Below are 18,331 nucleotides of genomic sequence, written 5' to 3'. Positions count from 1 at the left end.
TAGGGAATCGACTCCGGTAGGGTCTGCCCCGTCACTTTCCTTAGGGAAGCAACAAAGGAGCAGCTGATGACCCAACCCCCGATCGTCTCGGAGCAGGAGTGGCGCAGCGCCCGGGACGCCCTGCTGGTCAAGGAGAAGCACCTCACCCGGGCGCAGGACGCCCTGGCCGCCGAACGGAGACGGCTGCCGATGGTCAGGGTGGACCGCGAGTACCGGTTCGACGGCCCGGACGGCACGAGAGGGCTGCCGGACCTCTTCGACGGGCGCAGCCAGCTCATCGTGTACTCCTTCATGTGGCACGGAGCCCACGAACTCTGCTCGGGCTGCGCGATGTTCACCGACAACGTTGGCCACCTGGCGCACCTGCACGCCCGTGACGTCTCCATGGCGCTGGTCTCCACCGGACCGCTGGCCGAGATCATGCCGTCCAAGCGGCGCATGGGCTGGACCATCCCGTGGTACGCGGCGCCGGACGGCGCCTTCAACCGGGACATGGACGCGGGCGACGGGTTCGCGGTGAACGTCTTCCTGCGCGACGGCGCGGACGTCTATCGCACGTACGTCACCACCGGACGAGGCGTCGAACGACTCGGCAGCAACTGGACCTTCCTCGACCTGACCCCGTACGGACGGCAGGAGACGTGGGAAGACTCGCCCGAAGGCCGGCCGCAGAGCCCGCCCTACCACTGGTGGCGGCTGCACGACGAGTACGGCTCCTGAACCGTCCCGCGATCCATCCGAAAGGGAAACCACTGCCATGTCCTACCCGAATCCCCGCGCCGAGCTCCTGTTCAGCGAGGCCGACGCGACACCGATGAGCACCGACCCCGCCTCCGTGCGACCGTGGACCCACGCGCAGGCGTGCGTGGGTGAGACGCCGAAAGCGTGGCTGTCGACGGTACGGCCCGACGGGCGCCCTCATGCCATGCCTTTGATGCCGGTCTGGGCCGACGGAGCCCCGTGTTTCACCACCCGCCCCGGCTCGCGCAAAGGCCGGAACCTGGCTCACAACGGTCACTGCGTCCTCACCGTCGCCGGGGCGGACCTCGACCTCGTGATCGAGGGCGTCGCCGCCCCTGTCCTCGACCCCGACCGGCAGCGGGAGGTGGCCGACGCGTTCGTGGCGAAGTATCAGTGGCGACTCTCCCCGCGCGACGGCCGCGTCCACGACGACAGCCTGCCCGGCTCACCGGAGTACGGTCTCTACCGGATCACCCCCGATCGCGCCTACGGCTACGGCGCCGACGGCCGGACCGCCACCCGCTGGCGCTTCTGACGCGGTCCTCCACCACGTGAGGGGACAGGCCGCCGCTTGTCCTGGTGGCGAGATGTCCGCCACATGCCCGGCTGCCGCCCTGGCCGTGCGATCTTCGGCGATGGAGGGTGAGGAGTGCGGCGTCACGCCGCTGCCAACCGGCCCCGGGCCCTCTCCGCCGACTCGGACGAAGGTCTTCGCGCAGGCCGTCCGTGGTCCCCCCTTGACGGGGGCGCTCCACGCCAGCAGAAGGAGAATGACATGCGTACTCGCCCGAAACCGCCGACGATCGCCACGGCCCGCAGGCACAGCCGCTCCATCGCCGCGCTGGCCCTGGTGGCCTGCGGCGTCGCCGCCGCCCCGGCGGCGGCGGCGTCCACCGAGAGCCCCGCCCCCACCCGCTCCTGCTCCGTCCTGCTGGAGCCGATCAAACCGGGAGAGACGTTCTCCCGGGTGGTCAAGGAGGTGTGCGCGGACACCATCGAGAAGGCGGACCAGGCCGCCCTCGGCGGGACGCGGACCGCCGCGGAGGCGACGCTGCTCCTGGAGGCCGCCGACAACATCAACCAGGGCCTTCCGAGGTACCGCTGGTGGGGCTACTCCGGCCCCTGCGACACCGCCGGGTACGGCATCCGCGACCTCGGTGTCATGTGGAACGACAGGATCTCCTCCTGGCGGCAGGGCCATTCCCGCTGCAACTACCTCAACGTGTGGGAGCACAACTCGTACCAGGGCGCGAAGAGGTACTGGCACAACTGGACCAAGGTGGACTACGTCGGCGACGCCTGGAACGACCGGATCTCCTCGATGCACATCCATTACGAGCCGTAGGGCGGCGGCGCCGGGCAAGGAAGATCGATGTCCGCCGGGGGGCCCATTCGTCATCCTCTCGGCCCGTAAGCCGACATGAGGACGTGTACGGTGACGAGGACGACGATCCAGACCACGGCGCGCCTGGTCGGCGGGGGGCCGTCGCGCAGCAGCGAGACGCCCAGGGGGATGAACGCGAGGCACAGGCCGCCCACGGCGATGAACGACTGCGGCTCGGTGCCCTTGAGCGTGCCGAGCGCCAGCGCCGACATCAGGCCGAGGGCGATCGAGCGGCCCAGCCGGGGCACGCTCGCCGAGATCCACCGGGTGCTCGGTCTCCTGCGGTCCGACGGCGACCTCGCGGAGGGCCCCGTGCCCGTTCCCGGCATAGCGGATCTGCCCGAGCTGGCCGCCCACGCCCGCGCGGCCGGGGTCGAGGTCGACCTGACCGTCCGCGAGGAGGCCCGGCTCTCACCCGCGCTCGCCGTGTCGGTCTACCGGATCGTGCAGCAGGCGCTGACCAACGTCGTCACCCACGCGGGGCCCACGCGCTGCTCGGTCACCGTGGACATCGACGAGCGGGCAGCCGCCATCGAGGTCGTCGACGACGGCCCCCGCCACGGCCGCCCGCCGCGCGCGGCCGGCGGCGGGCACGGCCTGATCGGCATGCGCGAACGGGTCAAGCTGTACGGAGGCTCGTTCAGCGCCGGATTCCGGCCGGACCGGGGCTTTCGCGTCACGGCTCGCCTGCCCTGCGAGAACGGCACCATGACGTGAGCGGCGACGTCCCCGCTCCGCCGATCCGCATCCTGCTCGCCGAGGACCAGCTCCTCGTACGCGACAGCCTGAAGGTCCTCATCGACGCCACACCGGGGCTGACCACCGTGGGCGAGGCCGGCACCGGCGCCGAAGCCGTGCGCCTGGCCCGGCTGCGGCGACCGGACGTCGTCCTCATGGACGTCAGGATGCCGGACCTGGACGGCATCGAGGCGACCAGGCGCATCTGCTCCGACCCCGCCGGCGCCGGGATCCGCGTGCTGATCCTCACCACGTTCGACCAGGACGAGTACGTGTACGCGTCCCTCAGAGCGGGAGCCAGCGGATTCCTCCTCAAGAGCGCCTCGGCGACCGACCTCCTGGCCGCCATCCGGGTCGTCGCCTCCGGCGAGGCGTTGCTCGCGCCCACCGTGACCCGCCGGCTCATAGCCGAGTTCCTGCGCGACTCCCAGCCCGCCCCGGTCGTGAGCGGTCTCAGCGACCTCACCCGGCGCGAGCGTGAGGTGCTCACCCTCGTCGGCAGGGGGATGTCCAACTCCGAGATCGCCGGGCACCTTCACCTCACGGTCGGCACGGTCAAGACCCACATCGGCCGCCTCCTGGCCAAACTGCAGGCCCGCGACCGAGCCCAGCTTGTCGTCGCCGCCTACGAGAGCGGGCTCGTCGCCCGCCGATGACCATCCGGCCCTCCCGCACCGGCTTCCGTGAAGCCGCCCGCGCGGGCTTCCGCGAGTGCGCCGGATACCACCCCTCCCCAGGGGCACACCACGGGCTTCCTGGAACAACACGACGCAGTCCGTCGTGGCGGCGCTGAGCGAGTGGCTCGTTCACACCGACCGCCGCCTGAACGGGGCCTGGAGCCGGCGGTACAGCACGGCGTCCCCGTCACCGGCCTGAACCCGATCGCCGCCGACGGCAGTTGACGCCGGGCGCGGCTGCGGTCCGTCAAGGAGCGGGCCGAACGGGGGCGTCACGTACGCCCGCCGGCCCACGACCGGTACGGCTGACCCCCATCAACCGATCGGTGGATGTCGGCGGCGGCGCCCGGCGGCGAGGCTCGAAGCATGACAGCGATCATCGAGATCAACGAGCTGAGCAAGAGCTACAAGGCGGGCAAGGCGGTCGACGGCGTCACCCTGACCGTGCGGCGCGGCGAGATCTTCGGCATCGCCGGCCCCAACGGCGCGGGCAAGACCACGCTCGTGGAGTGCGCCTCCGGGCTGCGCCAGCCGGACGGCGGCACGCTGCGCGTGCTCGGCCTGGACCCGTACGACGACCGCCGCGCGCTCCTCCAGCGCATCGGCGCCCAGTTGCAGGAGGCGGCCCTCCCCGACGCCATCAAGGTAGGCGAGGCGTTGAGGATGTACGCCTCCTTCTACGACAAGCCAGCCGACTGGCGGGCGGTCATGGACGAATGGGGGCTCGCGGACCGGAGACGGGCCCGCTTCGGGAACCTGTCCGGCGGCTGGAAGCAGCGCCTGTTCATCGCGCTGGCCCTGGTCGGCAACCCCGAGGTCGTCTTCCTCGACGAGCTCACCACCGGCCTGGACCCCGCCGCCCGCCGCACCACGTGGGGCCTCATCCGCGAGATGCGCGGGCGCGGCGTCACCGTCGTGCTGGTCACCCACTTCATGGACGAGGCGGAAGCGCTGTGCGACCGCCTCGCCATCGTCGACCGCGGCCGCGTCGTCGCCGAGGGCAGCCCGCGGGAGCTGATCGCCGAGGCGGGAGCCGACTCCCTGGAGAATGCGTACTTCGCCCTGACCGAAAGGGAAATGGCATGAAAGGCCTCGCGAACGTCGTCGCCGTCGAGCTCAAGCTGATCGTCCGTGACCCGATGTCGGCCTTCTTCGCGCTCGTCTTCCCAGCGATCATGCTCTGGGTCAAGCTGCGCGGCGGCAACAAGCCCTTGCGGGGCGGGACGCCGCTGATCGACGCCACCGTGCCGATGCTGACCGTGTTCGTCATCGGCCTGGCTGCGCTGGTCGTGCTCCCCGCCACGCTGGCCCACTACCGGGAGCGCCGGGTCCTGAAGCGGCTGCGTGCGACCCCCGCCTCCCGCGCCATGCTGTTCGGGGCACAGTGGGCGGCGCACATGCTGCTGGCGGTGCTCGGCTCGGCGCTGCTGATCGTCATCGGCGTGGTCGCGTTCGGGCTGACCGCGCCGGCGAACGTCGTGGGCGTCCTGGTGGCGTGGCTGCTGGGCGCGCTCAGCCTGGGCTCCATCGGGCTCCTGCTCGGCGCGCTCGTCCCCACCGGCCGCGCCGCGACGGTGATCGGGCTGGCCGTGTTCTTCCCGATGGTGTTCCTGTCCGGCGCCATGATCCCCCGGGAGACCATGTCCGGCTCGATGCGCGCGATCGGCGATCTCCTCCCCATGGCTCCGGCGGTCCAGGCGGTCCGCGACGGCTGGGCGGGCGGCGCCACCTCACCGCTTACGCTGGGCGTCATGGTCGCGATCTCGATCGTCGCGGGCGGCCTCGCCCTCAGGACGTTCCGATGGTGACGACCGACCCCGGCCTGACGCGCTGGGACCGGGTCCAGGCCGCGCTGCCGTACCTGCTGGTCCTGCTTCCCGCGCTCTTCGCCCTGCTGCGGGAGTGGCGGCTGGAGGTGCTGGTCCTGGCGCTGTTCGCGGTGGCCTGGCACTGGCTGATGGTGACCTCCCACCCTGGCTGGATCGCCCGCCCGGTGGTGCTGATCGCCTACTTCGCCGTCCTGCTCGCCGTCATCGGGGTCCTGGTCAGGATCGACAACGTGTTCACGGTGACGGGACTGGGAGCGTTCGTCCAGTGTTTCGCCCTGCTGCCGGGGTTGTGGGCGTACGGCGGGGTGGCCGTGACGGTCGGCGTGCTGATCGCCGCCCGCCCGCAGCTCGGGCGCACCCCGGTCGAGCTGCTCGGCTCCTTCGTCGTCGGGGTGCTGGCCGCCTCCACCGTCGGCCTGGTGATCAAGGCCATCTCCGACCAGAACGACCAGCGCAAGGTGATGATCGCGGAGTTGCGGGAGACGAGCGCCAAGCTGGTCGCGCTCGCCGACGACAACGCGAACCTCCAGGCCCAGCTGCTGACCCGGGCCCGCGAGGCCGGCGTGCTGGAGGAGCGGCAGCGGATGGCCAGGGAGATCCACGACACCGTCGCGCAGGGCCTGACCGCCATCCTCACCCAGCTGGAGGCCGTCGGCGACGTGCCGCCTCCGGCCCGTGCCCGCCTGGACACGGTTCAGGCCATGGCCAGGGAGAGCCTGACCGAGGCCCGCCGCTCGGTGCAGGCGCTGCGCCCGGCGTCGCTCCAGCACGAGGGCGAGCTGGCGGCCGTTCTGGAGAGGCTCGCGGCGACCTGGTCGCGGAACACCGGCGTGCCCGCCGCCGTGTCGATCACCGGCGACCCCCGGCCGCTGCACGCGGAGGTGGAGACGGCCCTGCTGCGGGTGGCGCAGGAGGGGCTGGCCAACGTGGCCAAGCACGCCTCGGCCGGGCGGGTCGGCCTCACGCTCTCGTACATGGACGACGTGGTGGCGCTGGACGTCCGCGACGACGGCGCCGGCTTCGCCCCGGCGGCCGCGCCCCACGGCGAGGGCTTCGGCCTCGTCGCGATGCGCCAGCGCGTCACCCGCCTGGCCGGGAGCTTCGCGATCGAGTCCGCCCCCGGCCAGGGCACCGGCGTCTCCGCCACCGTCCCGGCCATCCCCGCCGACCCCGACCCGGGACCGTGAGGCCATGCCGCCGATCCGTTTGATCATCGTGGACGACCACCCGATCGTCCGCGACGGCCTGCGCGGCATCTTCGCCGCCGACGCCGGCTTCGAGGTCGTCGGCGAGGCGGCCGACGGTCCCGAGGCCCTCGCGGTGGCCCTGCGTACGGATCCCGACGTCGTGCTCCTGGACCTGCGCATGCCGAGGATGAGCGGCGTGGAGGTCATCCGCCGGCTCCGCGAGCAGACGCCCGGCATCCACGTGCTGGTCCTGACCACGTTCGACGATGACGCCGACGTCCTGCCGGCGATCGAGCAGGGCGCCACCGGCTATCTCCTCAAGGACACGCCCCGCGCCGACCTGCGCCGTGCCGTGCTGGCGGCCTCCCGCGGCGAAACCGTGCTGTCTCCGACGGTGGCCGGTGTGCTGACGGCGAAGGACCGCGCGCCGGAGGCGCCGCGCACGCTGAGCCGCCGCGAACTCGAGGTGCTCAAGCTGATCGCCCGGGGCGCGACCAATCGCGACATCGCCGGGAAGCTCTTCATCACCGAGGCGACGGTCAAGACGCATCTGCTCCACGTCTTCGCCAAGCTCCAGGTGAAGGACCGGGCGGCGGCGGTGGCGGCGGCGTACGAGATCGGCCTGCTCAGACCGGCCGCCGACGGCTGAGGGTAAGTACTTCGCCAAAGGCGGGCGCCCGCCCGGGGGCGGGCGTGAGCATGGGTGACCGTGCGTCATGTCCTCGCCGTCCTGGTCCTGCTCACCGCCGGCTGCGCCGCCACCGCGCCGGTCGCCCCCGGGCCCGCCTCGGTGTCCGCCGGAGCCTCCGAACGCGCCGCGCCCGCGCCGTGGCGCATCACCGAACGCGGCGGCGAGCACGAGATCGAGGGCTACGCCGACCGGGTCAGCGTGCTGCCGGGGGAGCGGTTCCGGCTGCTCGTCTCCACGACCGCGCCGCGCTTCACCGCGTCGGCGTTCCGGATGGGCGCCCGGCCGGTGAGGGTCTGGCGTTCCACGCCGGTCGCCGGGACCCGGCAGCCGCCGCCGCGGACCGTCGAGGGCATGGTGACCGCCGCTCACTGGAAGCCCTCGCTCACCGTCGACACCACCGGCTGGGCCGAGGGCGCCTATTTGGTGCGGCTGGACGCCTCGACGGGCGGCCAGCGCTACGTGCCGATCACCGTGCGGTCGGCCTCGGCCGAGGGCCGGGTCGTGATCGTCAACGCCGTGACCACCTGGCAGGCGTACAACCTGTGGGGAGGACGCAGCCTCTACAGCGGCCCCGGCGGATTCGACGACCGGTCACGCAAGGTCACCTTCGATCGTCCGTACGACGGCTCGGGTGCCCGGCTCTTCCTGGACTTCGAGTGGAACGCCATCCGGCTGGCCGAGCGGAGCGGAGTGCCGCTGGCCTATCTGACCAGCCTCGACCTGCGGCCCGGCGCGTTGGGCGGCGCGCGGGCCGTGGTGTCGCTGGGGCACGACGAGTACTGGTCGCCGACGATGCGGAAGGTCGTCACGCGGGCCCGTGACGCGGGCGCGAACCTGGCCTTCCTCGGGGCCAACGCCGTCTACTGGCGGATCGGGCTGCACGGCAGGACGGTCATGTGCGACAAGGAGACCCGGTGCCCGCTCTGGCGGGGGTCGGAGCCGGAGAGCGGGCTGGTCGGGCAGATGTACGACTGTTTCCCGGCCGAGGCGACCTACCGGGTGAGCAAGCCGGGCCACTGGATCTTCGAGGGGACCCGGGGCAGGAGCTTCCCCGGGCTGGCCGGCGTGGAGACCGACAAGGTGTCGCCAGGCTCACCGGACGACATCGAGGTGCTGGCTGAGTCGCCCGTCGACTGCGGCGGCCGGGCCACGGTGAGCCACACCACCTACTACGTCGCCCCCAGCGGCGCCGGGGTGTTCGCCTCCGGCACGATGCGCTGGGTGTGCGGCATGAAGGGCGCGGCCTGCGGCCACGGCGTGACCCGGGCGGCCTCCGCCTTCACCCGCCGCGCCACGCTCAACCTGCTGACCAGGTTCGCCAAGGGGCCGGCGGGGGACTGCTCGAACCCGTCGTCCGGGTGCTCCGGCCGGGCGTGAGACGCCGGCGCGTCACGCCGCGTTCCCCACCACCCGCCGCGGCGTGATGCGGATCGTCACGCGCACCTTTTCCGGGGGCAGCCGGAGGTACTCCTCGCCGGCTCCTTCGCCCTCGTACTCCTCCGCCAGCCGCACCGCCAGCCGCCTTCCCTCGTCCTCGGTGACCGTCGCGACCCCTCGCACCTCGACGTACCTGTCGGGGTCCGCAAGGTCGAACACGCTGAGGCTGACCCGTGGGTCCCGCTCCAGGTTCACCACCTTGCGCCTGCCGGCCTGGGAGGAGATGACCACGTCGTCGCCGTCGGTGCCGACCCAGACGACCGAGGTCTGCGGACTGCCATCGGGGTTGAGGGTGGCGAGAACGCCGAGGTTGGGGGCGCTGAGGATGCTCCGGGCAGCGTCGCTGAGAGAGATGCTCATGATCGGCAGCATAGAGGGCCATATCCGGTGAGATCGCGGGACAATGGCCGCCATGCCCGACGAACTGACGCTCTGGTACGAGGAGCCCGCCGTCGACTGGGAGACCCAGGCACTGCCCATCGGCAACGGGCCGCTGGGCGCCATGGTCTTCGGCGGCGTGGTCACCGAGCGGATCCAGTTCAACGAGAAGACGCTGTGGACCGGGGGTCCCGGCCACGACGGCTACGACTTCGGCGACTGGAGGACGCCGCGTCCGGACGCCTTGGCGGAGGTCCGGCGGCGGATCGACCGGGAGGGCAGGGTGCCGGCCGAGGACGTGGCTGCCCTGCTGGGGCAGCCCAAGACCGGGTTCGGGGCGTACCAGACCTTCGGCGACCTCCACCTGGACTTCGGCGCGCCCGGCGGCGCCGGAGGTTACCGCCGTGAGCTCAGCCTCAGTGAGGCCGTGGCGCGGGTGCGCTACACCGCCGGGGGCGTCACGCACACCCGCGAGTACTTCGCCGCCAACCCCGGCAACGTGATCGCCGGGCGCGTCTCCGCCGACCGGGGTGGCGCGGTCTCGTTCACGCTGCGCCACACCTCGCCCCGGGACGACAAGACCGTCACCGCCGAGGGCGGCCGGCTCACCGTCCGGGGACGGCTCGCGGACAACGGGCTGGTCTTCGAGGCCCAGGTCCAGGTCATCGTCGCGGGCGGCACCCGTACGGACACGGGGGAGACGATCACGGTCACCGGGGCCGACAGCGCGGTCTTCGTCCTGTCGGCGGGGACCGACTACGCCGACACCTACCCGCACTACCGGGGAGAGGACCCGCACGCCCGGGTCACCGCCGCCGTGGACGCGGCCGCCGCGCTGGGCTACGACGCGCTCAGGGCCGCCCACGTGGCCGACCACCGCGCACTGTTCGACCGGGTGCGGCTCGACCTCGGGCAGTCCGCGCCGGAGAGCGGTCCCGGAAGGGGGCCCGCTGGTCCGGTGCCCACTGACCGGTTGTTGCGGGGTTACACGGGCGGCGACGGTCCGGACGATCGCGCGGTGGAGGCGCTGATGTTCGCCTACGGCCGCTATCTGCTGATCGCGTGCTCGCGGGAGAACGACATCCTCCCCGCGAACCTGCAAGGTGTGTGGAACGCGTCGACCAGCCCGCCCTGGTCGGGCGACTACCACGTCAACATCAACCTGCAGATGAACTACTGGCCCGCCGGACCGGCCAACCTGCACGAGACGGCCGTCCCGTACGACAGGTTCGTCCGGGCTCTGATGGAGCCGGGGCGCAGGACGGCGAGGGAGATGTACGGCGCCCGAGGCTGGGTGGTGGGCAACGAGACGAACCCGTTCGGCTTCACCGGGGTGCACGACTGGCCGACCGCCTTCTGGTTCCCCGAGGCGGCGGCCTGGACGGCGCGGCACCTCTACGACGGCTACCGGTTCACCGGTGACCTGGAGTATCTGCGGGAGACCGCCTATCCGGTGATCAAGGAGGCGGCCGAGTTCTGGCTGGACTTCCTGCACACCGACCCGCGCGACGGCCTGCTCGTCGTCTCGCCCAGCTACTCGCCCGAGCACGGCGACTTCTCCGCCGGCGCCGCGATGTCGCAGCAGATCGTACGAGAGGTGCTCGAAGACGCGCTGGCCGCGGCGGCGGCGCTCGGCGTGGACGAGGAGTTCAGGGCGGCGGCGGAGGCGGCGCTCGGCAGGCTCGACCCGGGGATCCGGATCGGGTCCTGGGGGCAGTTGCAGGAGTGGAAGGAGGACCTGGACTCCGGGACCGACACCCACCGGCACGTCTCCCACCTGTACGCGCTGCACCCCGGCGACCGGATCGCGGCCGGCACGCCGGAGGCGGAGGCGGCGGCGGTGTCGCTGGAGGCGCGCGGCGACGGCGGCACCGGCTGGAGCAAGGCCTGGAAGATCAGCTTCTGGGCGCGGCTGCTGGACGGCGACCGTGCCCACCGGATGCTCGCCCAGCAGCTGAGGACCTCGACGCTGGACAACCTGTGGGACACCCATCCGCCGTTCCAGATCGACGGCAACTTCGGCGCGACCGCCGGCATCGCCGAGATGCTGGTGCAGAGCCACCGCGGCGAGGTGCACGTGCTGCCCGCGCTGCCCGCCGTGTGGAAGGACGGCTCGGTGTCGGGGCTGCGCGCCCGGGGCGACGTGACCGTGGACGTCTCGTGGCGTGACGGCGTCGCCGAGACCATCACCCTGCGCCCGGGCCGCACCGGCCCCCTCACCGTCAGGACATCCATCGCGAACCACTGCCACGTCCACGAAGGTGAGGCCGCGCATCGGCTCCGCGACGACGGAGACCGGGAGACCGCGTCGCATCGGCTCCGCGACGATCGGGGCGGAGGGATCGCGCCGCGCCGCGCCGGAGACACCCTGACCTGGGAGGCTGTCGGGGGCCGGAGCTACGTGATCAGCCGGTGGTGACGGTGAGGCCGCGGATCTCGTAGCCGCCGATCTCGTCCTTGAAGCCGACCCTGGGCGCCGTCGCCATCCGGATCCCCGGCAGCGCGAAGAGCCGGGTGAGGAACATGTCGGTCTCCAGGATGGCGATGCCCGCGCCGGGACACCGGTGCGGGCCGTCACCGAAGGAGAGCACCGCCGGCCCGGCGCCCGTGTCGAGGGCCCGGCCTGGGCACGCGGACAGCGGCTCGGAGCCCACCGCCCGGGGGTCCGCGTTCACCTCGTCGACGAGCAGCTCGACCACCTCGCCCGCGGGAACGGTGACCTGCCCGGGGAGTTCGAGGTCCGCCGTGGTGCGCCGCCGCAGCCGCGCCACCGCGGGGTCGAGCCGCAGCAGCTCGTGCAGCACGGCCAGCCGCTCCGGCTCCTCGGCCTTCAGGTACCGGTCGAGCAGCGCCTCGTCGGTGAACAGCTGCCACGCGGCGACGCAGATGAACTCCCGCGTCGTCACCATCCCCGCCGCGGCGAACGTCAGGCACTCGCCGAGGATCTCGGCGTCGGTGCACCCTTCGGCGATCAGGTGGGAGATGAGGTCGTCGCGCGGCTCCCGGCGGCGCGGCCGGACCGCGGGGCGGACGTCGGCCAGGTAGATGCTGCCCCAGCTGTAGATCTGCCGCCCCATCCAGTAGATCCCGCTCAGGCTGGTGAAGCCGGGCCTGCCGAACTTCTCCGGGAAGAAGCGCTCCAGCCTGCGGCGGATGCCCGGCCGGCTCTCGGTGAGGCCGATGACCGCGCTGGCCACGCCGATCGCCATGCCGAAGCTCAGGTCGGACAGCTGTGCCGAGCCGTCCGTACGCAACCTGGCGAGCGCGCGGTCGGCCATGTCCGCCATCAGCTCGCGGTAGTGCTCGTCCACGCGGCGCGGCGTGAAGTAGCGCGCGGTCTGCCGCCGGTGCTCGCGGTGTTCGGGGCCGTCGCGGTAGAGGACGGGCCGGCGGATCCCGGCGGGGGCCTTGTCCACCGTCTCGACGCCCAGCCCGGCCTGCACGGTGGCGTCGGCGCGCAGCACGGCCCGCGCCTCGGCGTATCCGCGCACCTGCCAGGTGCCGTCGGCGGCCCGGGTGACCGGGCAGGTCCCGGAGGCGTCGGTGCGCCTGATCTTGCGGGCGTCGTCCATCACCTGACTCGGCTCCTGTCTCGGCGTCTGAGCACACGGATATCACCGCACCGGGATCGTGAGCAAGGGTCATCTCACCCACGGCGGGGCCGGCCGTGACGCTCAGGCGGGGGTGATGACGGCGCGGCCGGAGATCTCGCCGTTCTCCAGCCGGTGATACGCCTCGACGGCGCGCTCCAGCGGGAACGTGGTCACCTCCGCGGTGATCAGCCCGCGGGCCGCGAGGTCCAGCACCTCGATCAGCTCCGGCCTGGTGCCCCAGTACGTCGACTGCACCGACACCTCGTACGGCGGCGAGCCGAACGTCACCGGCAGCGCGCCCCCGGCGATGCCGACGATGGTCACATCACCGAGCATCCGCGCGACCGCGCCCGCCAGGGCCAGCGTCTCCTGCGCGCCCACGCAGTCGACGACCACGTCCGCGCCCCGGCCGCCGGTGGCCTCGCGGATCTCCGCCGCCGCCCGCTCGCCCGGCGCCACCGCCTGGTCGGCGCCGTGCCGCAGAGCGCTCGCGCGGGCCTGCTCGCGGGTGTCGACGGCGATCACCCGGGCGGCCGTCGTCGCCTTGAGTATCTGCACCGCCATGTGGCCGAGGCCGCCGACCCCGATCACCACGGCCGTGCTGCCCGGCGGCAGCTTCGGCCACGACCGGCGCACCGCGTGGTACGGCGTCAGCGCGGCGTCGGTCAGCGGGGCCGCCGCCACCGGGTCGAGCCCGTCGGGCAGCGGCACCAGGAGCCGGGCGTCGGGCACGAGCAACAGGTCGGCCATGCCGCCGTCGAGCCCGAGCCCGCCGCCGCCCCCGGGCACCGGCGCGCCCGCCGGGTTCTCGCAGTAGTTCTCGACGCCGAGCCGGCAGCGGTCGCAGACCCCGCAGCCCCACGGCCCGTAGACGGCCACCGGCAGTCCCGGCTCCACGCCGGTGACGCCCGCGCCGACCGCGTGCACCCAGCCCGCGTTCTCGTGGCCGAGAGTGAAGGGCGGCTCCCAGGGCAGGCCGCCCGTGAAGTCGCGCATCAGGTGCAGGTCGGAGTGGCAGGCGCCGGCTCCGCCCACTTTGACCACCACCTGGCCCGGCCCCGGCACGGGATCGGGCACCTCCACCAGTTCGGGCTCGGACTTCCAGGCCGGCAACCGCAACGCGCGCATCCACGCCACCTCCCGGCCCTGTCGTACCCATGACAGAGCCGGGCATCTCACCCGTATGCCATCGAAAGCGTCAGCGGCGTTCGCTGTACAGGGCGATGGTGATCTTGTCGATGATCGGGGCGTGGCGGGAGCGCAGCGGGAGTAACCCGGCCCTCATGAGGGTCGGCACAGGGGTCCTTATTTGTGTGAGCGCTGACATCTCAAGTCGGGAATCGTTCGCCGGACGACGGAAGTTTCGCGTAGATTACGTAGCCGCGCGCTGCGCGTCAATGGGTCGGCGAAAATTCGAACCGGTTCGATTATGGAGACGAGAATGGCGACGATCGGTGACGTGGCGGCCGCGGCCGGAGTCAGCCGCAGCACGGCCTCCTACGCCCTGTCCGGCAAGCGGTCCATCTCCGAAGGGGCGCGCAGGCGGGTGCTGGAGGCCGCCGAGGCGCTCGGCTACACGCCCAACGCCGGCGCCCGCGCGCTCGCCACCTCCCAGACGATGGTGCTCGGCCTGCTCGCCCGGTTCCACGCCGACGAGTTCGCGCCCGCGATGACGCAGTACATCCTCGGCGTCACCGACACCGCCCGCGACCTCGGCTACGACACCCTGCTGGTCACCGAGCCCGACGGGGCCGGGGCGCTGCGGCGGATCACCGAGTCGCGGATGGTCGACGGCGTGGTGCTGCTGAACGTCGCGCACGACGACCCCCGGCTCCCGGTCCTGCGGGCCGCGCCGCAGCCCGGCGCGCTGGTCGGGCTGCCCGGCGACTGTTCCGGCGTGGACGTGTTCGACCTGGACTTCGAGGAGGCCGGGCGGGTCATGGTCGACCGTCTGCACGGCCTCGGGCACCGCGAGCTGATCCTGGTCTCGCAGCCGGAGCACGTGGTCGAGCGCGGCGGCGCCTACGTGTGGCGGCTGCGCGACGCCGCGCTGGAGCGGGCACGCCGGCTGGGCGTCCGGCTGCACGCGGTGTACGGGGAGTCGCGCAGGCCCGCCGCGGAGCGGATGCTCGGCGCCCTGCTCGACGCCCGTCCCGGGGCGACCGGGCTGCTGCTCGACAACGAGGCGGCCGCCGCCGCGCTGCCCTCCGTCACGCGGGCGCGCGGGCTGGAGGGCCTGTCGGTCGTCGGGCGCTACTCCGCGGAGTTCGCCGAGACCTTCGCGCTGCCGTACGCGTACGTCGAGAGCGCGCCGGACCGGCTCGGCGAGATGGCGGTCCGGCAGCTGGTGCGCCGGATCGAATCCGCGCGGGCCCGGGCGGAGCCGTTCGTGGTGCGGCTCGTCCCCGCCGAGCTGACGTCGCCGGGCGCCTGATCAGCCGGCGGACCAGCCGCCGTCCACCGGCACGATCGCGCCGTTGACGAACGAGGCCGCGTCCGAGGCGAGGAAGAGCGCGGCGTCGGCCATCTGCTCCGGCCGGGCGAGCTGGTCGCCGAGCGCGAGCACGGGGCTCAGGCGGGCGGCGCCGGTCGGGTCGAAGGTGGCGCCGTCGGCGATGCCGGTCAGGGTGGCGCCGGGCAGGATGGCGTTGCAGCGGATGCCGTCCTTGGCGTACGCCCAGGCCACGCTGCGGGTCATGCCGACGACGCCGTGCTTGGACGCGGTGTAGGCGGCCCCCGCCGCGCCGCCGCGCACGCCGGCCTCCGACGCGGTGTTGACGATCGCGCCGCGGCCCGCGCGCAGCATGTGCGGCAGCACCGCGCGGGTGACCAGGAAGGTGCCGGTCAGGTTGACCCGCAGCACCCGGTCCCACAGCTCCAGTGAGATGTCGGCGGGCAGCGCCATGTCGTCGATGATCCCGGCATTGTTGAAGAGCGCGTCGATCCGCCCGTACGCGCTGATCGCGCTCTCCACGAGCGCGGCGACCGCCCTCTCGTCACCAACATCGGCCGCCACCGCCACCGCCACCGCGACCCCACCGCCGCCTCCGCCGTTCGCCCCGCCGACCGCCCCACCGTTCGGCCCGCCGACCGGCCCGCTGACCGCCCCGCCGTTCGGCTCGCCGACCCCGCCGTTCGGCCCACCGTTCGGCCCGGCGACCGCCTCGCCGACCGCCTCGCCGTTCGCCCCGTTGTCGGGTGTCGCGTCCGGTGCGCCGGTCTTTCCGGACGGGTGGTCGCCGGTTTTCGAGGGGGCGCCGCTCGCGGCGTGGATCTCCGCGGCCGTCCGGGCGGCGCGGTCCTCGTCGATGTCGCAGACGACGACGCGGCCTCCGGCGGCGGCGAAGGCCAGGGCCATCGCCCTGCCGATTCCGGAGCCCGCGCCGGTGACGAGGGCGACGCGGTCGTCGAAGGTGGTCACAGGGGTCGTCCTCTCGCCGGGCGGGCCAGACCGGACAATGTTGTCCGGTTGCTACGATAGCCGCCATGCCTGCCGAGCGTCGACCGAATCGTGGACCGAGCGCCGCGGCGGAGAACCGCGCGGCGCTCATCGCGGCGGCCCGCGAGGTCTTCGCCGGGGCCGGCTACGACGCGCCGCTGAGCATGGTCGCCCGCGCGGCCGGCGTCGGGCAGGGCAGCCTCTACCGCCACTTCCCCGACCGGGTCAGCCTCGCGCTGGCCGTGTTCGAAGACAGCGTCGCCGAGCTCGAGGCGCTCGCCGCCCGCCCCGGCGCCACGCTCGACGACCTGCTCGCCCTGATCACCGAGCAGGCCATCGCCTCCACCGCGTTCGTCGCCATGGTGACCGTGCCGCCGCAGCCCGACGAGCGCATCCTGGAGCTGCGCGAGCGCGTCGCCGAGCTGCTGGCGGCCCGGCTCCCGGCGGCGCGGGAGGCCGGCCGGGTCCGCGACGGCGTGACGGCCGGCGACCTGATCCTGGCCGTCGGCATGCTCGCCCTGCTGCTCTCCAAGGTCCCTGCGCCGGAGCGGCCCGCGACGGCCGAGCGGATGTGGGCCCTGCTGCGCCGGGGCTTCGAGCCCTGAGCGTCACCGCGTGGCGGCGTGCCGCGACGCGAGATAGCCGAAGACGACGGCAGGCCCGATGGTCGAGCCGGGCCCCGGATACGTGCGCCCCATGACCGACGCCGTCGTGTTGCCCGCCGCGTACAGGCCCGTGACGACCGAGCCGTCCTCCCGCAGCACGCGCGCGTGCTCGTCGGTGAGCAGCCCGCCCTTGGTGCCCAGGTCGCCGGGATGCACCCGGACGGCCCGGAACGGCCCCTTCTCCAGCGGCCCCAGGTTCGGGTTCGGCTTGACCCGGGGGTCGCCGTAGTAGTTGTCGTAGACGGTCCGGCCGCGCCCGAAGTCCTCGTCCACGCCGGTGCGGGCGAAGCCGTTGAACCGCTCGACGGTCGCGAGCAGCCGCTCCGGCGCCACGTCGATCTTCCTGGCCAGCGTCTCCAGCGACGCGGCTTCGAAGAGGATGTCGGCCCGCGTCCACTCCTTCTTGTGGCCGAGCAGGGAGGTGTTCAGGTAGCGCCGCGCGTGGCGGGCCTCGGTGATCAGCCACATCGGCCCCGGCACGTCGTGCCGGAGCATGTGGTGCCCCAGGTCGACGTACGACTCCGACTCGTTGGCGAAGCGGTCACCGCGCGCGTCCACCATGAGCCCGAAGGGCATGGACCGCTCGGCGACCATGAAGTGGGCGTCGCCCCCGGTGCCGAGCACGCTCGCGCCCCACCAGGCGTCGTCCATGAGCGCCAGCGCGCCGCCCGCCCGCGCGCCCGCGTCGATGGCGGTGCCCAGGTCGCCCTCCGGCGCCGAGGAGTAGCCGGGCAGGCCGTGGTGCTTCTCACGCCACTCCCGGTTCCGCGCGAAGCCGCCGCCGCCCAGCACCACGCCGCGCCGGGCGCGCACCCTGCGCCGCCGGCCGTCCTTCTCGACGACGGCGCCGGTCACCTCGCCGTCCTCCACGACCAGCTCGACGACCGGGGCCGAGAGCCAGACCGGCGTCTGCTGCGTACGGACGATGTGCATGAGCGAGCACACCAGCGCGCCGCCGAGGCCGACCGGCCGCTTACCGCTCGCGTACGCGCCGAGCGACCGGAACACGAACCGCGCGCCGCGCACGAACCCGCTGACGGTGGACCAGGCGCGCGTCAGCAGCCACACGTCGTCCGTCATGAGGGGGAGCGGGACGCCGTCCCGGGCGCGTGAGGAGGCGTACCAGTCGCCGAGCAGCCTGGTGTCGAAGGCGGCGACCTCCAGCGAGCGGCCCACCTTGCCGCCCGGCCGGTCCGGGTAGTAGTCGGGGTAGTCGGGCGACCTGCGCCAGCGGACCCCCTTGCGGCCGAGGAACCGCACCACCTCGGGGCCGGTGCGGAGGAACGCCATCCTGCGCTCCGGCGACGAGGCCGGTCCCGCGTCCCCGATGACGTCGTCCATGTACTCCAGGGCCTCCTTGGTGGAGTCCCGGACGCCGTCCCGGATCATCAGCGGGTTCGCCGGCATCCACAGCCCGCCCCCGGAAATGGACGTGGTGCCGCCCCACTTCGCGGTGCTCTCCACCACCAGCACGTCCAGGCCCTGGTCGGCGGCGGTGACGGCGGCGGTCAGCCCGGCCGCGCCCGTGCCCGCGACGAGGACGTCCACGAGGTAGTCCCACTGGTCGCTCAT

Annotated in this window: 19 protein-coding genes; 13 read left to right on the top strand and 6 right to left on the bottom strand. The window is 73.0% G+C overall.

The genetic code is table 11. The annotated features are described in order from the left end of the window. Positions 1 to 66: 66 nt before the first annotated feature. The 3 genes from FR742_RS25150 (at position 67) to FR742_RS25140 (ending at position 2,086) form a co-directional block, all read left to right on the top strand. Positions 67 to 720, top strand: a complete 654-nt coding sequence (locus FR742_RS25150; protein WP_148033219.1) for a DUF899 domain-containing protein — start codon at positions 67 to 69, stop codon at positions 718 to 720. Between the two features lie 37 nt (positions 721 to 757). Continuing rightward, on the top strand, positions 758 to 1,276 hold the full coding sequence (locus tag FR742_RS25145) for a pyridoxamine 5'-phosphate oxidase family protein (RefSeq protein ID WP_148033218.1): 519 nt from the start codon (positions 758 to 760) through the stop codon (positions 1,274 to 1,276). Positions 1,277 to 1,516: 240 nt separating this feature from the next. Continuing rightward, complete coding sequence (locus FR742_RS25140) at positions 1,517 to 2,086, top strand: hypothetical protein (protein ID WP_148033217.1); 570 nt, start codon at positions 1,517 to 1,519, stop codon at positions 2,084 to 2,086. 50 nt (positions 2,087 to 2,136) lie between these two features. Here the strand turns inward: FR742_RS25140 and FR742_RS25135 are convergent, their stop codons facing one another. After that, complete coding sequence (locus FR742_RS25135; RefSeq protein WP_148033216.1) at positions 2,137 to 2,337, bottom strand: hypothetical protein; 201 nt, start codon at positions 2,335 to 2,337, stop codon at positions 2,137 to 2,139. Between FR742_RS25135 and FR742_RS25130 the strand changes: the two genes are divergently transcribed. From FR742_RS25130 to FR742_RS25100, 7 genes are all read left to right on the top strand, one after another. Beyond that, positions 2,315 to 2,842, top strand: coding sequence for a sensor histidine kinase (locus tag FR742_RS25130; RefSeq protein ID WP_148033215.1), 528 nt, complete (start codon positions 2,315 to 2,317; stop codon positions 2,840 to 2,842). The two genes, FR742_RS25135 and FR742_RS25130, sit on opposite strands and share 23 nt — an antisense overlap. Continuing rightward, complete coding sequence (locus tag FR742_RS25125) at positions 2,839 to 3,519, top strand: response regulator transcription factor (RefSeq protein WP_222709051.1); 681 nt, start codon at positions 2,839 to 2,841, stop codon at positions 3,517 to 3,519. Before FR742_RS25130 ends, FR742_RS25125 begins: the two co-directional genes overlap by 4 nt. A gap of 387 nt (positions 3,520 to 3,906) precedes the next feature. Then, positions 3,907 to 4,626 carry an ABC transporter ATP-binding protein gene (locus tag FR742_RS25120; protein WP_148033214.1) on the top strand — a complete coding sequence of 240 codons (720 nt, stop codon included), beginning with the start codon at positions 3,907 to 3,909 and terminating at the stop codon, positions 4,624 to 4,626. Beyond that, positions 4,623 to 5,348 carry an ABC transporter permease gene (locus FR742_RS25115; RefSeq protein WP_148033213.1) on the top strand — a complete coding sequence of 242 codons (726 nt, stop codon included), beginning with the start codon at positions 4,623 to 4,625 and terminating at the stop codon, positions 5,346 to 5,348. Before FR742_RS25120 ends, FR742_RS25115 begins: the two co-directional genes overlap by 4 nt. Further along, on the top strand, positions 5,342 to 6,556 hold the full coding sequence (locus tag FR742_RS25110) for a sensor histidine kinase (RefSeq protein ID WP_148033212.1): 1,215 nt from the start codon (positions 5,342 to 5,344) through the stop codon (positions 6,554 to 6,556). The genes FR742_RS25115 and FR742_RS25110 overlap by 7 nt, the downstream gene beginning before the upstream one ends. A gap of 4 nt (positions 6,557 to 6,560) precedes the next feature. Beyond that, positions 6,561 to 7,205, top strand: a complete 645-nt coding sequence (locus tag FR742_RS25105; RefSeq protein ID WP_148033211.1) for a response regulator transcription factor — start codon at positions 6,561 to 6,563, stop codon at positions 7,203 to 7,205. A gap of 54 nt (positions 7,206 to 7,259) precedes the next feature. Next, positions 7,260 to 8,624, top strand: a complete 1,365-nt coding sequence (locus FR742_RS25100) for a N,N-dimethylformamidase beta subunit family domain-containing protein (protein WP_222709050.1) — start codon at positions 7,260 to 7,262, stop codon at positions 8,622 to 8,624. Positions 8,625 to 8,636: 12 nt separating this feature from the next. Here the strand turns inward: FR742_RS25100 and FR742_RS25095 are convergent, their stop codons facing one another. After that, positions 8,637 to 9,044, bottom strand: a complete 408-nt coding sequence (locus FR742_RS25095; protein WP_148033210.1) for a PPOX class F420-dependent oxidoreductase — start codon at positions 9,042 to 9,044, stop codon at positions 8,637 to 8,639. 52 nt (positions 9,045 to 9,096) lie between these two features. On the opposite strand from FR742_RS25095, the gene FR742_RS25090 reads away from it, so the two are divergent. After that, on the top strand, positions 9,097 to 11,481 hold the full coding sequence (locus FR742_RS25090; protein WP_148033209.1) for a glycosyl hydrolase family 95 catalytic domain-containing protein: 2,385 nt from the start codon (positions 9,097 to 9,099) through the stop codon (positions 11,479 to 11,481). On the opposite strand, the gene FR742_RS25085 is transcribed toward FR742_RS25090, so the two are convergent. Both FR742_RS25085 and FR742_RS25080 read right to left on the bottom strand, forming a co-directional pair. Then, entirely contained in the window at positions 11,468 to 12,634 is a 1,167-nt protein-coding gene (locus FR742_RS25085; RefSeq protein ID WP_148034801.1) for a cytochrome P450, read from the bottom strand. The two genes, FR742_RS25090 and FR742_RS25085, sit on opposite strands and share 14 nt — an antisense overlap. A 102-nt stretch (positions 12,635 to 12,736) precedes the next feature. Further along, a complete protein-coding gene (locus FR742_RS25080; RefSeq protein WP_148033208.1) occupies positions 12,737 to 13,783 on the bottom strand; it encodes an NAD(P)-dependent alcohol dehydrogenase in 1,047 nt (348 codons plus the stop codon). Positions 13,784 to 14,096: 313 nt separating this feature from the next. On the opposite strand from FR742_RS25080, the gene FR742_RS25075 reads away from it, so the two are divergent. Next, the gene (locus FR742_RS25075; RefSeq protein WP_148033207.1) at positions 14,097 to 15,089 is read left to right on the top strand and encodes a LacI family DNA-binding transcriptional regulator; all 993 of its coding nucleotides are present in this window, start codon (positions 14,097 to 14,099) and stop codon (positions 15,087 to 15,089) included. Here the strand turns inward: FR742_RS25075 and FR742_RS45955 are convergent, their stop codons facing one another. Then, positions 15,090 to 16,076 (bottom strand): SDR family NAD(P)-dependent oxidoreductase, encoded by a 987-nt coding sequence (locus tag FR742_RS45955; RefSeq protein ID WP_261808730.1) that lies wholly within the window; start codon positions 16,074 to 16,076, stop codon positions 15,090 to 15,092. Positions 16,077 to 16,141: 65 nt separating this feature from the next. On the opposite strand from FR742_RS45955, the gene FR742_RS25060 reads away from it, so the two are divergent. After that, on the top strand, positions 16,142 to 16,699 hold the full coding sequence (locus FR742_RS25060; RefSeq protein ID WP_148033206.1) for a TetR/AcrR family transcriptional regulator: 558 nt from the start codon (positions 16,142 to 16,144) through the stop codon (positions 16,697 to 16,699). 3 nt (positions 16,700 to 16,702) lie between these two features. Here FR742_RS25060 and FR742_RS25055 read toward each other — a convergent pair whose 3' ends face one another. Continuing rightward, positions 16,703 to 18,331, bottom strand: coding sequence for an FAD-dependent oxidoreductase (locus FR742_RS25055; RefSeq protein ID WP_148033205.1), 1,629 nt, complete (start codon positions 18,329 to 18,331; stop codon positions 16,703 to 16,705).

It is taken from the genome of Nonomuraea sp. C10, from assembly GCF_008017515.1.
GTDB lineage: Bacteria > Actinomycetota > Actinomycetes > Streptosporangiales > Streptosporangiaceae > Nonomuraea > Nonomuraea ferruginea.
Note: the sequence above shows the minus strand (reverse complement) of the source record. Positions and strands in the feature narration are given on the sequence as shown.

Coding starts and splice junctions, on each gene's coding strand:
- FR742_RS25150 (WP_148033219.1), top strand. CDS start 67: ATGACCCAACCCCCGATCGTCTCGGAGCAGGAGTGGCGCAGCGCCCGG.
- FR742_RS25145 (WP_148033218.1), top strand. CDS start 758: ATGTCCTACCCGAATCCCCGCGCCGAGCTCCTGTTCAGCGAGGCCGAC.
- FR742_RS25140 (WP_148033217.1), top strand. CDS start 1,517: ATGCGTACTCGCCCGAAACCGCCGACGATCGCCACGGCCCGCAGGCAC.
- FR742_RS25135 (WP_148033216.1), bottom strand. CDS start 2,337: ATGTCGGCGCTGGCGCTCGGCACGCTCAAGGGCACCGAGCCGCAGTCG.
- FR742_RS25120 (WP_148033214.1), top strand. CDS start 3,907: ATGACAGCGATCATCGAGATCAACGAGCTGAGCAAGAGCTACAAGGCG.
- FR742_RS25115 (WP_148033213.1), top strand. CDS start 4,623: ATGAAAGGCCTCGCGAACGTCGTCGCCGTCGAGCTCAAGCTGATCGTC.
- FR742_RS25110 (WP_148033212.1), top strand. CDS start 5,342: ATGGTGACGACCGACCCCGGCCTGACGCGCTGGGACCGGGTCCAGGCC.
- FR742_RS25105 (WP_148033211.1), top strand. CDS start 6,561: ATGCCGCCGATCCGTTTGATCATCGTGGACGACCACCCGATCGTCCGC.
- FR742_RS25095 (WP_148033210.1), bottom strand. CDS start 9,044: ATGAGCATCTCTCTCAGCGACGCTGCCCGGAGCATCCTCAGCGCCCCC.
- FR742_RS25090 (WP_148033209.1), top strand. CDS start 9,097: ATGCCCGACGAACTGACGCTCTGGTACGAGGAGCCCGCCGTCGACTGG.
- FR742_RS25085 (WP_148034801.1), bottom strand. CDS start 12,634: ATGGACGACGCCCGCAAGATCAGGCGCACCGACGCCTCCGGGACCTGC.
- FR742_RS25080 (WP_148033208.1), bottom strand. CDS start 13,783: ATGCGCGCGTTGCGGTTGCCGGCCTGGAAGTCCGAGCCCGAACTGGTG.
- FR742_RS25075 (WP_148033207.1), top strand. CDS start 14,097: ATGGCGACGATCGGTGACGTGGCGGCCGCGGCCGGAGTCAGCCGCAGC.
- FR742_RS25060 (WP_148033206.1), top strand. CDS start 16,142: ATGCCTGCCGAGCGTCGACCGAATCGTGGACCGAGCGCCGCGGCGGAG.
- FR742_RS25055 (WP_148033205.1), bottom strand. CDS start 18,331: ATGAGCGACCAGTGGGACTACCTCGTGGACGTCCTCGTCGCGGGCACG.